This window comes from Pirellulales bacterium, from assembly GCA_033762255.1.
Lineage (GTDB): Bacteria > Planctomycetota > Planctomycetia > Pirellulales > JALHPA01 > JANRLT01.
On sequence record JANRLT010000006.1, the window covers coordinates 26,412 to 39,602 of the forward strand.

A 13,191-nucleotide genomic window follows, 5' to 3' on the forward strand; every position below is an offset into this window, starting at 1 on the left:
ATTCCGTAAAGGTATGGCGGCTGGTAGCAAGGTAATGACGATATGCAAAGCAGCAGTTTAGAACGGCGTCACTTGATCCCAAAACTTGGACAACCAGCCACGGCGATAAGAGTCCCGGACCTGGCCAACCGTCCGGCGTTGGATGGATAGTTCGGCGATTTTATCGCTGGTGACTAGGTTTTTGGCCCCCACATCCTCGGGCCGCACGATTCCGGTCAAGGAGTTGTCATAGATTTCATCATCGATCCGCACGGTCTTGTGGGCCTCCAGCACCAATAGGCCGTTTGGCCGCACATCGACCACTCGTGCGGTGATGTTGAACGCCAGCTCTTCGCTGGTTCTGAGTTCTCCTTGCGATTGGTTTTGCACGTTGTAGCTTCCTCGAGCGCGGGGCAGATCGGTATTGGGCGAGGAGATCAGGTTTAGGCCGTCCAATTCGATCCAATTCCTCAGCCGCGCGTCAATGTTGGCATTGTTTTGGCGGTTGATTCGTCCTCTGGTGGAAAATTCACCTGCCTCAATCACGCGAATTGTCACCAGGTCATTGATTTTGAGCTGGCGGGGCTGCAATAGTTCGCTGTAGATCAGCGATGCGCTTGCCTGCGGGATGACGCCATTGGTGCTACGCACATACAAGCTGCTGCTTTGGGCCAGAGCCTCGGCCGCCCCTCCGCATAGTCCTAGGGTCAAGATGAGAAGCGTTTGATAACGCATGAAATTGTGCTCCGTTAAAATGAAAACCACATTTGTAAGCCAGCCGCGGCCATCGTCCATGTCGCGGACCCGTTGAACGTTATCGCGCCACACCACCGCTGCCCCCCAATATTTCGACCGCTTGCGGGCCGGCAACGCGGGCCACCACCGCTTGTTTATTTTCCAGAAGGTCCACCTGCACCACATCTCCCAATCCCCCATCACTCCGCGCGCGCCCCTTGGTCCGAATTTGCACCCCTCCGGTTAAGACGGATAAATCGACCACTTCCCCCCGTCGCACGAGGATGGGATTTTGCAAATAGTCCCCGGTGAGGGTCTGTCCCGGAGCAATGGCCAGGGACGCCTCTTTGCCAATGACACTCTCTAGGCTGGTCAATGCCCCGGTCAAAGTTCGTTTGGTCATCGGAACCAGGCGCACATCGGCCGCGCTGATCATGGCCCCCCGCGGCACTCCTCGCGTACTTACCACCACCTGGGGAGCGGGCCGCAGCTCTATCCGCAAGGAGCGGGCGAGAGCCATTTGACCACGAGGGCAAACGCTGATTTCCTGAAAACCAATGTCCGGTTGAATGGGTGTTAGAATGACGATCCGCGTGGAACTGGCTGAAAGCTGTCGGGCGGTTTCTTGGGTGAGCTGGACTTTTGCCACCAGGGTAGGCGGTGACGGGGCGAGCGGCGATAAGCGTTCATCGGCGGTAGTGGTGGCTTTTTGCAACTGGGATTCAATGGCGGCCTCGACGGCTTCCTCGATCGCGGCTAACTGCGCGTCGGATAACGGTTGTTCCGCGGGGGTCGCCGCGCGGGCGTGTTGTAAAGTGACCTGGGCCGAACCGCCAAAACGATGTTCGGCCAGATTAACCCCCGCCAGGCTCAAACGGTCTTGAATCTCGCGGAGACGCCAGATTTGCGATCTTCCCGCCGTCGGAGCGGGACCCAGGGCTAAACCGGACAGTTCGGCGGCCACGACCGGATCGGGATCCGCCACTTCACACAAATCGCCTAGGGTTAACATTTTTCCCGAGATTAACGCCGTCGGACGAAGGGAAATTTCCGCCGCGGAGGCGGAAAAACAGCCCACCGCCAGCAGGCCGCAGAGCAAGGTGAAAGATCGCGGGAGTGGAAAAAATGGCATGCGCATTTGCGTGGAGGGTGTAATTGATTTTTTGCAGGAAACGGCAAGACTGACGGGAGACCTAGAAGCGGCGTAAATTGCTGACCAATTGCAGGACCTGGTCGCCGGCCTGGACCGCCTGGGAGTTCAGCTCGAACGCGCGTTGCGTGGTGATCAGATCAATCAACTCGCTGACCGGTTCCACATTGGAAGCTTCCAGGGCGTTTTGGCGGATGATGCCCAACCCTTGCGTGCCGGGATTGGCGGTAATAGGATCGCCAGAGGCGTCCGTCTGCGAGTACATGTTCTCGCCCAGCTTGAGCAGCCCCTGGGGATTTTGAAAGGTGGCCAGTTGCAGTTGATTGAGGGCTTGCAATTGAGTTTGGCCAGCTTGTCGGACCGAAACTTGTCCATCCGGACCGATAACGATATCGGTTGCATCCGGGGGAATGGTGATGGCCGGCTCGAGCTTGCGTCCCACCAGGGCCGAGCCAATCACTAATTCGCCATTCGCATTAATGCTCAGGTTGCCCGCGCGGGTGAACAAAATTTGCTGGGAGGAGGGATCGATCACTTGCAAGAATCCCGCACCTTCGATGGCGATGTCCAGTTGCCGCGACGTTTGCTGAAAAGCCCCCTGGTTAAAATCGGTTTGCGTGCTTTGCACGGTGGATCCCAGGCCGATCTCGATCCCCAAGGGGGTGCGGCTCCCCCCCGCGTCGAGGTTGCCGGGAATGACCTCGCGGCGATAGTACAGGTCTTCAAAGTTTGCCCGGTCGCGCTTAAAACCGGTGGTGTTCACGTTGGCCAGGTTATTGGCAATGACGTCCAGTTTGGTCTGCAACGAGTCCATGCCGGTCGCGGCGGTGTACAGCGTTTGGATTCCCATAGTGACTTAGCGGGTTAAATGTGGTTGAAAATAAAGAGTTGGGTGTTTGCCGCTTGCGGGCCAAAGGCCTGATTCATCGAAATGGATTGCGGGTTGAATGTGTCCCTTGCTGACGCTGCGGGCTGAATAGGTGTCCCTTGCTGATGCTGCGGGCTACGCCTGTCGTAGGACGCGATTGACGAGCGCGCCCAGGAGCGTGTCGTGGTTTTTAATCATGTTGATGTTGGCCTCGAACGCACGCGAGGTTTCGATCAATTCCATCATTTCCAGCGTTGGTTTGACGCTCGAAAGTTCCAGGTAGTTGTTGCGCACATCGCGCTCTTCCAGGGGAACTGGTTCGGTCGGGGCCAGCGGCAGAAACAGGTTTTCCCCCTGCTTGCTCAGATCGGCCAGTGACTGGGGGCGTTCCAGGCCCAGGTAAATCTTGTCGGGACCTTGCTGAATTCCACCGTCCGCGGTGGCCTGCCAGGGAAGCTCCGCGGCAATGACCACCGGCGTTCCCGCATCGCTGAGGACGGTGTGTCCGCCCGGGGTCACCAGCGTCCCCTCGCTATTGAAAAAAAAGTTCCCCGCGCGGGTGAGAAATTTTTCCCCTTCTTTTTCCACCACAAAAAAGCCGTCGCCATTTACGGCAAAGTCGGTCGGGATGTCGGTCCGTTTGAGCACTCCGGGGCTAAAATCCGTGGCGGTCCCGCGCAGCCAAATGCCTCCCCCCTGGTCCTGAACGTGACCCTGGCCGTGGGGAACTTGCCCCTGAACGACTTCCTCGGCTAAACGCGCTTGAAACAAAGCCAAATCGCGCTTAAAGCCCGGCGTGTCGACATTCGCCAGATTGTTAGAGAGCACCTCTAAACGCTTGGATTGCGCGTGGGCACCCTCGGCGGAAATATACAGTCCGTATGGCATGGCAGCAAAAAGCGATTGCCGGTCATGCCCCCCTGTTGAACATGATAAGTCAGACGGCCTATAAGCAATGCCCATGCCAAATCACCGGGCACGCTAGATTCACATCTTTGATGGCGACTTGCTAGCGTGGGAATCGCCGCAAATAGAGTATCAGAGCACGATTAAAAAATTTTCCCTTCCCGTAGCCAAAGCAATTTTTTGATCGGACACTTTCTTGCTAGCGGCAGAATTCGCGGGGTGGGTTGGTATTCACCTTCAGGTCACATCGGCAATTCTCGCCGCTAGCAAAACCTCTGGCGGTTAATTGGTTGAGGCCGCTTTAGCGGGAAATTGGCTGACGCTTTCGTGGTCAAATAGTGTCGGGGCGCCATTCGCGGCAATAAATACCGCCACCCCCCCACGTACGACCAGCGCCTCGGGATGATCGACTTGGACCCGATCACCATTGACTAAAGCAACTGTAAATGAGCGAAAGGGAGCTCGTTTTTGAAACGCTCGTAGAGATTGTTCAATGCCACAATTTCCATGGTAGAAATCCAGTTTTTTTGGCTGTATTACTTGCTGGCTGGCTTTTCCGCATATGCCAGGCACATGAGCCCATACGCCGTAACCAAATTGGGGTCGGTTTCCATCCATCGCTTGCTATCACCCACCCAAGAGCCGTCGGCTTGCTGGCGTTTGGCCAGTTGGGCGACTAATTCGGCCCGCCAGTCATGTTTGACCCCTTGGGCGTCGGTTACGGTGTCCATTTCGAGGGCATGGAGGGTTTTGGCAAAGGTGTGGTAGTAATAAAACAGTCCATCGGGACCCATGCCGGGATTGCTGTCGAGGTCGTAATGCTTCTCGATCCAGGCGAGCGCCGCCTTGACACGGGGATCGTCCTTGGTAAGGCCGGCATACACCATGCTTTTTAGCCCGGCGTAGGTCATGGAGGCATAACTGCGCAGGCCTCCTTCGGGAGTGGAACCGGCGGCAAAACTTTCACCGCCGTTAGCCACGGTGTAATAAAAACCGCCATCGTTAATCTTGGCGGCAAACGGCGTGGTGTTGTGTTCACTTTCCAAATTTTGGCAGCGGCTGACAAAGATCAACGCTTTTTGGATGTTCTCATCCTCGGGACCATTTCCGGCCGCCCGGAGGGCATCGATCAAAAACGAGGTGTTGGACAGATCAGGGCGATTTTTGCGGCCGTAACCCGCGCCGCCGTAATTGACATTGGCCTGGTCGGCGTTTTCCGTCTCATCCCATTGCAACCCCTTGAGAAATTTATCCGCTGCGGCAATTTGCGATTTATAACGTCCGTCGGAATTTGCGGCGGCCAGGGCCATCACCGCCAGGGCGGTTTCGTAGTTTTTATTGAGGGAGTCCGCGACATAAATCCCGCCATCGGGCTGGATGTTTGATTCCAAAAATTTCAGGCTCTTGGCCACGGTGGGGTCATCGGCCGATAACCCGGAACGCAACATGGCCGCCGTGCAGAATGATGTTACGCCTGATCCCGCCGCTTTACTAAAGCTGCCATCCGGGGCTTGCCCCTTAGTCCGCAAATATTCCAATGCCTTGCCCCGCAGTTCGGTGATTTGCGGTTGCACAGCAGTCGCATTGGCCACGGCGGGAATGGTCCCCGTGCCTGTCGGATCCGCGGCCAGCAATTGGCAAACCCCCGGAAAGAGCGCCCAACCCAGGCTCATGGTTCCGACACAGAGGACAATCGACGGGAAATTGCGTTTCATCATGGTTTTTGTGGTTGGAATGTCAAGTGTCATCAATCGTCATGCGTTCCATTGCGGGGGAAAGCATTTCCGGCTTGACGCTATGGGCCAGATCCTGCTGATCGCGGATTTAAATCATTCTATTCATTCGCCCGGCCGTAGCAACTTATTCCCCGTCCGGTGCGTCCCCGTTCGAAACGGGAAAATGTTGCCAAAGCGCGACACTTAGGCGGAAATTTGCCCCGGGATGTTGCCAATTTGCCACTTCAACCTGCGTTAAGAAAAAAAGTTCCGGCAATTGTTACAAAATGCCAGCTTTTTTGTGGTCAACACGGTGCCGTTAATATTTTTAGCGTAAGTTTGCATAGGCGCATCACAGCTCTTAAATATTCGCGGGATCCCGCGATTTCAGGTTCCCGCCGGATTGGTTGTACAAAGAATTATGTTTGACGCAACGTGGCAATTTGGACAGTTTTTTTTGCCCGCCCCCGTGGCATTGGGCGTGGTGGCGGTGATTGGCTATTTTGTGGGGCGCTGGCGGCGGGAATACCCCCAGCAAGTGGACGCCCAAATGCGGCGGGAACTCAAGCGGGCGCAGGTGGTGGTGCGTGAGCTGGAAAATGTCTCCCGTTTATCGCATCATGGCTTGGCCGAACTGGAAAATCATATTGGCCGCTTTAAGATTCGACTACAAAAGTTGTCCTCGGCCAATCCGGGCGAGGCGATGTGGCAAGAGCTATGCGGCGAGGCGGAGGTGCTGTTGCGGCCCACGTTGCGAATGGCTTCGCAACTGGCGGCGGCCTATGACGAGTTGCGACAGCAATGCGCTCAGCTCATGAGTTTTACCGAGGTGCGCACCGATCCCCTGACAGGCGTAAGCAATCGCCGGGCGCTGGATGAGGCGCTGGCGGGTCTGATATCGCTGCTCAACCGCTATGAAAGCGGCTTTGCGATTGTCATTTTGGACATCGACCACTTTAAAAAGCTCAATGACGAGCAAGGGCACTTGTATGGGGATGAAATATTAACCGGAGTCGCCCGCCTGATGGATGAAAACGTGCGCGACACCGATCAAGTGGCGCGGTACGGAGGAGAGGAATTTGTGATCCTCATGCCTTATACGAATTTGGCGGGCGCGGCGCAGTTTGCCAATCGGTTGCGCGAAAGGCTGGCCGCGGCCCTGCCGGTTACCATTAGCGCGGGCGTGGCGGTTGCCGCCTCAGGCGATACGCCGCAAACGCTGGTCGCGCGGGCCGATGCCGCTTTGTATCTGGCCAAGCAACAAGGCCGCAACCGCAGTTGCGTGCATGATGGGCAACGGATCGCGTCATTTGCTGAATTCGCCCATTTTGCCATTAATCTACCCGAACATCAGCCGATCCGTCCCGCACCGCGCGGCACGGAAAAAGTAGCGGTGCAGGATCACCCCGCGGCCATGCTGGAACAGCGCGAGGCCAAAACGCCCGAGGCGCCGCGTCATTCCGAAATGCCAGTAAGCCAGCATTCCCCCGGCCGGGATTTGCGCCCCACCGCGGAAACCCAAAGGGAACAATCGACAGAGCGTTCCCCCGCGGAAATAAATTTATTAGAACTAGGGGGCAAACCGACTCCCCCGCCGGAGACGCCTATCTTAGAAAGTGAAACCCGCAGTTAAGGCGTCCCGCCGAATATCCAGTACTTGGTGGCGAAAGCCCGCAGGAAGGGGCGTCCGTAACCAGTAGAATAAACACCAGTAGTATTAACAGTCGAGGGAGATGCCTCGGCAGGCGCTTAGGCGGTGATCTTTTCGATGAGCACCGTGGTAAAAATTTGGCGATGGCCAGTTTTACGCTTGCTGTTTTTACGACGGCGAAACTTTTGGATGACTAGTTTTTCACCCTTGAATTCACCTTGGACGGTGGCGCTCACCCGAGCGCCCGCCAGCACCGGCGAGCCAATCCGCAGGGATTCTCCTTCGCCCGCGGCCAAGACCCGGTCAAAGACGATCTCGGTACCGACGGCGATGTCTTCTCCCCGGTAATCGATTTGCAGTTCCTGGCCTTCGGTCACTTTGAATTGACGGCCACCGTCACTGATAATTGCGTACATAGCACGACCACTTCCCACAAAAATTCAATTATTACCCAGTTTGCTGCTTGTCAGCTTGCAAATCTGACAAGCCCCATAATATATCAGCCGCCGTTAGACCCGTCGAGGGGGGGTCGGGGGGGCTTCCGGCAGGGCGGCAAACCGAATTTCCCGCCCGGTCGCGTCGTAACATTCCATCACCAGGTGTTCGGGGGAAACCCCTTCCTTGCTCAAAATTTGCACCTGTTTGCCAGAGTTTTCCTCCATTTTGGCAATTTCCCGCCGCTTTTTGTTGTTCAGGTACGTCCCCACCTCAAATTGGACGGTCACCGCCATCCGGGAAATGTCTTCTTGTTGGGCGGCTAGCAGCAACAGCCGCACCACCTCGATCGCCATGCTTTCGGCGGTTTTGACCAAGCCCATGCCGCGGCAGCAATCGCAGTCCTTATAAACGCTGCGCTTGAGGCTGGGGCGGATGCGTTGGCGGGTCATTTCGATCAGGCCAAAGGGGCTGGTGCGTAAAATTTTGGTGCGGGCCCGGTCGCGGCGGACGGCGTCGCGCAGGGCGCGTTCGACGTTACGGCGGTGTTTTTCCTTGCGCATGTCGATAAAGTCATTCACGATCACTCCACCCAGGTCGCGCAGCCGCAATTGCCGGGCGATTTCCTTGGCGGCGGCCAGATTCATCTGGTAGGCGGTTTCCTCCGCCGAGTCATCCGCGCGAAAATTCCCGCTGTTCACGTCGATTGCCACCAGCGCTTCGGTCTGGTCGATGACAATGGAGCCCCCTTGTTTGAGGGGGACTTTACGCTGCTGAATCTTGGCGATTTCGTGGTCCAGCGAATAGCGGTGAAACAGCGGTTCTTTGCCCTCGTACAGTTGCAGGCGGCTGACATACCGCGGCATGGTGATTTGCAAAAATTCCTTGGCCCGCTCGTATGCTCCCGGCTCGTCAATGATGATGCTATCCACGTCGCCGGTAAAAATGTCCCGGATCGTGCGGATGATCATGTCGCTTTCCTCGTATATGTCGATCGGCGCGGGATGCTTTTTCATCCGGCGGACGATGACTTTCCATAATCGGCACAAATACGCCAAATCCCGCGACAACTCTTTCTTGGTCCGGTCCACGCCCGCCGTCCGCACAATAAAGCCCAGTCCCTTGGGCGGGGCCAGTTCATGCATATAGTCGCGCAATTTGCGGCGGGCTTCCTCGTCCTCGATCTTGCGCGACACACCCACGCGCCCCAGGGCGGGCATCAGGACCAGATATCGCCCGGGAATGCTAATGTAGGTGGACAGGGTGGGGCCTTTGGTGCCGATGCCTTCCTTGATCACCTGGACCAGTAATTCGTCGCCGCGGCGCAGGACATCCTGGATGGGGGGTTTGACGCGGGGGCGTGCCCCGGGTCGCAGTGTGCGGCGGGTACGGGTGGGGCGGGGGCTATCGTCAAAATCGTCGGCGTCGCCCCCCCAGTCGCGCCCCTCGTCCAGCGGCTTGGCCGGGTCGTAACCCCCCTGGCGAAAGTACTCGGGCTCTAGATCGCTAATATGCAAAAAGCCGTTTCGGCCTACTCCAAAATCGATAAACGCGGCCTGAATGCTGGCTTCGATATTGACCACGCGCCCCTTGTAGATGTTTCCCACGTAGTTGTCCTGGCTGCTCCGTTCGATATACAGTTCTTCCAGGATTCCATTTTCGACAATCGCAATCCGGCATTCCTCGGGTTGCGATACATTGATCAGCATTTCCTGCTTCATGACTTGATTTTCCTGACGGTTAAATGTGTGGTCCGTATGTCGGTTGTCCCGCCGGTCGGGGGCCCGGAGCGACGCCGCGCCAGGCCGGAAAGGGCGGGGTGTTAATTGGCAAATTCAGGCGCGACTTTCTTCAGTTCCTCGCGCAAATAGTTCTTGATGTCGCGGGCATGCTCCATTTGCATGGCCCGCTGGGCAATCGCCTGACAATGGTCCAGCCGCGTCACGCGGCAAATCTTTTTTACTTCGGGAATAGCGCTGGGTGATACGCTAAAGCTGCGCAGCCCCAGCCCCAGCAGCAATTGCGTGTAGGTGATGCTGGTGCTCATTTGCCCGCACAGCGTCACTGGAACGTCGGCCCGTTGGGCCGCGGCCAGGGTTTGCTGGATGAGCCGCAACACGGCCGGATCGGCGGAGTTGTACAGGGAAGCGACTTCTTTGTTTCCCCGATCCACGGCCAGCGCGTACTGGATCAGGTCATTAGTCCCCAGGCTTAAAAAATCGACCTCCTCCACGAACGAGTCGATCATGATCACCGCCGCTGGCACCTCGACCATCATCCCGACGGGAATATCCCGCCGAAAGGAAATACCCCGCTCTTCCAGGTCCTCCATGACATCCGCCAGGACCATCTTGGCCTGGCGCAGCTCCATCAGCGTGGTAATCAGGGGAAACATGATGCGCACATTTCCCAGCACGCTGGCCCGCAGGATCGCGCGCAACTGCGTCCGAAACAGCGGCAAATCCCGCAGCGACAGGCGGATGCTGCGCAGGCCCAGGCAGGGATTGCGTTCTTCCTCCGGGCTGCTCAGGCGATTGAGTTTGTCGGCCCCCAGGTCGAGCGTGCGGATCGTGACCGGTTGCTGCCCCAGGGTTTGAATCACCTGCGAGTAAGCCTGATAGTGGTCATCCTCGGTCGGTTCCCGCTCGCTGGTCAGGTAGAGAAACTCGGTGCGATACAGGCCGACGCCGTCGCTTCCCCGGTCCCGGCAATGATCCACCTCGTAGGGAAATTCGATATTTCCCAAAAGCTGGATTCGCTGGCCGCAGGCGGTCTCGGCCGGCATGTCGCGCAGTTCGACCAGTTGCTCGGCGATGGTTTGCTGTTGTTCGGCCTCGTGCCGGTAACGGGCAATGGTTTCCTCGTCCGGCTGCAAAACCACCAGCCCGTTGTCGCCATCAATGATCACCAGGTCGCCGCCGCTGACATCGGTGAGAAAGGGGCCAGTCCCCACCACGGCGGGAATTTCCATCGCTTCGGCGACAATCGCCGTGTGGCTCCCCGCCCCTCCCACCTCGGTCACAAAACCACGCACCAGCTTGCGGTCTAAATTCGCGGTCTCGCTGGGGGTCAGGTTGTGCGCCAGCACCACCACGGGAGAGGTGATCTTGGAAAGTTCTTCCCGCCGCATGCCCAGCAAATTGCGCAGCAGGCGTTTTTCGATGTCGATGATGTCGTTAGCGCGTTCGGCCAGGTAGCTGCTTTGGACTTCCTGAAAGACCTTGGCATAGCGGCGGAGCGTGCGGCTGACGGCGTATTCCGGCGAATAATGCCGGTCGCGGATCATGGCGTCCAGTTCGCTGCGCAGGCGGGGATCGCGCAGCATTTCCAGATGGGCGGAAAAAATGGCCGCGTATTGCTGGCCCAATTCGCGGTGAATGGCGTCGCGGTTGGTGGCGATTTCCTCGCCAGCGGCGGCAATGGCGGCATCGAGGCGTTCGAGTTCGGTCTCGACCGCGTCGCGTGCGACAAATCGCCGGGGAATGCGAAATCCCTCGGTGTCCATGACCAGGGCCTCGCCAATGGCGACGCCCGGTGATACGGCTATCCCCTGAAGTCTCTGCATGTATAAATGATCCGCGCGTCCGGCGGGCAAAAACTGGCCTAACATTTCCCTCGCCGGCCCATCCACCCCCGGATGGTAAAAATCATCATCCAGACCAAAAATGGGGGTCGGGATGGGAATTCACACCCTAGGCTGGCGCGCTGGCGGGAAAATGAGCGGGGAGCTTGTCATGGGACAAGCGCCGCGCGTGACGGCAAATTCCGCCGACCAAACAGGGCCGGACCAACCCCGTGGGGTGGCCAGGCCGGGCTGGGACCTACCACGGCGGCGAGCGCATCTTTTCCGGGGAGCCGGGGAAAATCATGCGTGCGCCGCATTCGCTGGCAAGTCCTCTCGAACGACTGGCAAAATGAATAAACACCATAGCTTGACAGTACCGCGCGGCGGCACCGAGTGGCCGCGAACGTTTGCCCCTCCTGGGGCTCCCCGGAGGTGGCGCGCGGTAGGCATGGCAATGGGCATTTCAGGCGAACCGCGCCTCGCGGGGGGTTCGTGTGTGAAACGCCGTTGCCACTGTTACCTGCAACAAAAAATCTGTGACCGACATCAAAAAAATCCAATGCGGGTCACTCGCCAAAATTGGAGGCAAACAACCCGCCTATCGCATCCAGGGCCACTTCCGCGTCTGGTCCGGTGGCCTCAAACCGTAGTTCCGTTCCCTCGACCGCGCCCAGGGTAAGCATATTGATAATACTGCGGGCGTCGATCCGCTCGGAACCATGAATGATCTCTATCCGGCAAGGATATTGCTGGGCTAATTTAGCCAACAAATCCGCCGGCCGGGCATGCAACCCTTGCGGGTTGGTAACGACAAAGGTACGCGTGGCTGCGGGTGGGGTCATTACAACGACTGTACCATTGAAGGGGAAAACTGAACGGTATTTTCCCAGCGAATCCGAAGGCATTTTTCTGTGGTGCGAACGTCCCGCCGATCCGTCAAACATGTATTGAGGGACTGAACCGCAATCCCGCGGCGGCGAAGGCTTTTCCGTACTAATGGTGTCACCGTGCTAATGGTGCCCCTGCGCGTCCGCTTTTTCCAATAATTCCTGAATCTCCGCCTGGGATTTGGCGTTTTTTAGGGCGGTGCAAAAAGTATCATCCCGCAACAAGCGGGAGATGTTTTCCAGCGCCCGCAAGTGGTCCCCCGGACGATCCGGAGGCGAAACGAGCAAAAAAAGCAACTGCACTTTTTCGCCGTCCAGGCTTTCAAAATCTATCCCGGAGGGGCTAAGAGCCACGGTTCCCACCAGCTTGGCAACGCTGGGATGCTTACTGTGGGGGACGGCCACCCCCCGGCCAATTCCCGTGCTCCCCAACTCTTCCCGTTTCATGATGGCTTTATTTATGCTATCCAACTCTCCCAAGGGGAATTTTCCCGCGGCTTGCAAGGCTGAGGACATCTCACGGATGACGCTTTCCTTGGTGTTGGCGGAAAGTTTGGGGATAATCGCCGGATAACAAATGAAATCGGCAAACTTCATTGCCTACTTCCTTTCTGACGGACAAATTCAAAGGTGGCTGCTCGATATGGATGCGCACCGGTAAACGGCCAAAGTCGGCCCCTCGGCTCCGGTGTTGATAACAATGGGAAGCGGCCTTAACCGCGGGAATCCTGCAATTTTTCCTTGTATTTCCGGAGTTGCTGCTCCATTTTGTGCATGACCGCGTCCAGGGCCTTCGTGAGTTCCCCGGCCCGTTCCGTGGCCACAAACTCGTGCGAAGGCTCGACCGAAACCAGCAACTCCACCCCTACGGTTGCTTGCTGTTCCAAATCGACGATCGCCTGGATCATGGTGATCCGGTCGTAATAATGGGTCAAGTGCTCCGCTTTTTCGCGGATTTTTGCTTGATTGGCCTCGCTTAAATGGCCATGTCGTGCGGAAACTTTTACCTGCACCAGTGAAACTCCTGCAATAAAGTATTCCGTGTGGCGGCGGAAAATCCCGATGGGGATGATATCAACCACCGCTCCACGTGATTATCGTGCTCATTCAGCTATTCCCGCCCATCAACTACAAATGTGTCAGCGGAAAAAACCGCCTAGTCCCGATTTTAGCGTTTAGAGGCGGTTTGCTCAAATGGCTCTCGTTTTATCTCTTCATTTTGGCAAAAATCATACGCAGAAGGGGGCCAACCCGTTGGATCAAGTTTTTTTGCCCTACTGGGGCTATCCTGGCGATTCAT

At 57.2% G+C, this 13,191-nt stretch carries 12 protein-coding genes; 1 reads left to right on the plus strand and 11 read right to left on the minus strand.

Annotated features, from left to right (window positions below; all coding sequences use genetic code 11):
* Window positions 1-57 precede the first annotated feature (57 nt).
* From SFX18_00795 to SFX18_00815, 5 genes are all read right to left on the minus strand, one after another.
* Complete coding sequence (locus SFX18_00795; GenBank protein ID MDX1961655.1) at window positions 58-714, minus strand: flagellar basal body L-ring protein FlgH; 657 nt, start codon at window positions 712-714, stop codon at window positions 58-60.
* Between the two features lie 79 nt (window positions 715-793).
* Window positions 794-1,813, minus strand: a complete 1,020-nt coding sequence (gene flgA / locus SFX18_00800) for a flagellar basal body P-ring formation chaperone FlgA (GenBank protein MDX1961656.1) — start codon at window positions 1,811-1,813, stop codon at window positions 794-796.
* Window positions 1,814-1,907: 94 nt separating this feature from the next.
* Complete coding sequence (flgG, locus tag SFX18_00805) at window positions 1,908-2,714, minus strand: flagellar basal-body rod protein FlgG (protein ID MDX1961657.1); 807 nt, start codon at window positions 2,712-2,714, stop codon at window positions 1,908-1,910.
* 153 nt (window positions 2,715-2,867) lie between these two features.
* The gene (locus SFX18_00810) at window positions 2,868-3,620 is read right to left on the minus strand and encodes a flagellar hook-basal body protein (GenBank protein ID MDX1961658.1); all 753 of its coding nucleotides are present in this window, start codon (window positions 3,618-3,620) and stop codon (window positions 2,868-2,870) included.
* Window positions 3,621-4,174: 554 nt separating this feature from the next.
* Window positions 4,175-5,356, minus strand: coding sequence for a prenyltransferase/squalene oxidase repeat-containing protein (locus SFX18_00815; GenBank protein ID MDX1961659.1), 1,182 nt, complete (start codon window positions 5,354-5,356; stop codon window positions 4,175-4,177).
* A 418-nt stretch (window positions 5,357-5,774) separates the two neighbouring features.
* Between SFX18_00815 and SFX18_00820 the strand changes: the two genes are divergently transcribed.
* Window positions 5,775-6,986, plus strand: a complete 1,212-nt coding sequence (locus SFX18_00820; protein ID MDX1961660.1) for a GGDEF domain-containing protein — start codon at window positions 5,775-5,777, stop codon at window positions 6,984-6,986.
* Window positions 6,987-7,102: 116 nt separating this feature from the next.
* Here SFX18_00820 and rplU read toward each other — a convergent pair whose 3' ends face one another.
* The 6 genes from rplU to raiA form a co-directional block, all read right to left on the minus strand.
* Window positions 7,103-7,420, minus strand: coding sequence for a 50S ribosomal protein L21 (rplU, locus tag SFX18_00825; GenBank protein ID MDX1961661.1), 318 nt, complete (start codon window positions 7,418-7,420; stop codon window positions 7,103-7,105).
* 93 nt (window positions 7,421-7,513) lie between these two features.
* Entirely contained in the window at window positions 7,514-9,160 is a 1,647-nt protein-coding gene (locus tag SFX18_00830) for an Rne/Rng family ribonuclease (protein MDX1961662.1), read from the minus strand.
* 101 nt (window positions 9,161-9,261) lie between these two features.
* Complete coding sequence (gene ptsP, locus SFX18_00835; protein MDX1961663.1) at window positions 9,262-11,049, minus strand: phosphoenolpyruvate--protein phosphotransferase; 1,788 nt, start codon at window positions 11,047-11,049, stop codon at window positions 9,262-9,264.
* 521 nt (window positions 11,050-11,570) lie between these two features.
* Entirely contained in the window at window positions 11,571-11,846 is a 276-nt protein-coding gene (locus tag SFX18_00840; protein MDX1961664.1) for an HPr family phosphocarrier protein, read from the minus strand.
* Window positions 11,847-12,014: 168 nt separating this feature from the next.
* On the minus strand, window positions 12,015-12,488 hold the full coding sequence (locus SFX18_00845) for a PTS sugar transporter subunit IIA (GenBank protein MDX1961665.1): 474 nt from the start codon (window positions 12,486-12,488) through the stop codon (window positions 12,015-12,017).
* A gap of 116 nt (window positions 12,489-12,604) precedes the next feature.
* Window positions 12,605-12,904: a ribosome-associated translation inhibitor RaiA gene (raiA, locus tag SFX18_00850; protein MDX1961666.1), complete on the minus strand. Its 300-nt coding sequence runs from the start codon at window positions 12,902-12,904 to the stop codon at window positions 12,605-12,607.
* Window positions 12,905-13,191 lie beyond the last annotated feature (287 nt).

What these genes read in the sequence shown, in the direction of transcription:
- SFX18_00795 (MDX1961655.1), bottom strand. Translation starts at nt 714, where the DNA reads ATGCGTTATCAAACGCTTCTCATCTTGACCCTAGGACTATGCGGAGGG.
- flgG (MDX1961657.1), bottom strand. Translation starts at nt 2,714, where the DNA reads ATGGGAATCCAAACGCTGTACACCGCCGCGACCGGCATGGACTCGTTG.
- SFX18_00810 (MDX1961658.1), bottom strand. Translation starts at nt 3,620, where the DNA reads ATGCCATACGGACTGTATATTTCCGCCGAGGGTGCCCACGCGCAATCC.
- SFX18_00815 (MDX1961659.1), bottom strand. Translation starts at nt 5,356, where the DNA reads ATGATGAAACGCAATTTCCCGTCGATTGTCCTCTGTGTCGGAACCATG.
- SFX18_00820 (MDX1961660.1), top strand. Translation starts at nt 5,775, where the DNA reads ATGTTTGACGCAACGTGGCAATTTGGACAGTTTTTTTTGCCCGCCCCC.
- rplU (MDX1961661.1), bottom strand. Translation starts at nt 7,420, where the DNA reads ATGTACGCAATTATCAGTGACGGTGGCCGTCAATTCAAAGTGACCGAA.
- SFX18_00830 (MDX1961662.1), bottom strand. Translation starts at nt 9,160, where the DNA reads ATGAAGCAGGAAATGCTGATCAATGTATCGCAACCCGAGGAATGCCGG.
- ptsP (MDX1961663.1), bottom strand. Translation starts at nt 11,049, where the DNA reads ATGTTAGGCCAGTTTTTGCCCGCCGGACGCGCGGATCATTTATACATG.
- SFX18_00840 (MDX1961664.1), bottom strand. Translation starts at nt 11,846, where the DNA reads ATGACCCCACCCGCAGCCACGCGTACCTTTGTCGTTACCAACCCGCAA.
- SFX18_00845 (MDX1961665.1), bottom strand. Translation starts at nt 12,488, where the DNA reads ATGAAGTTTGCCGATTTCATTTGTTATCCGGCGATTATCCCCAAACTT.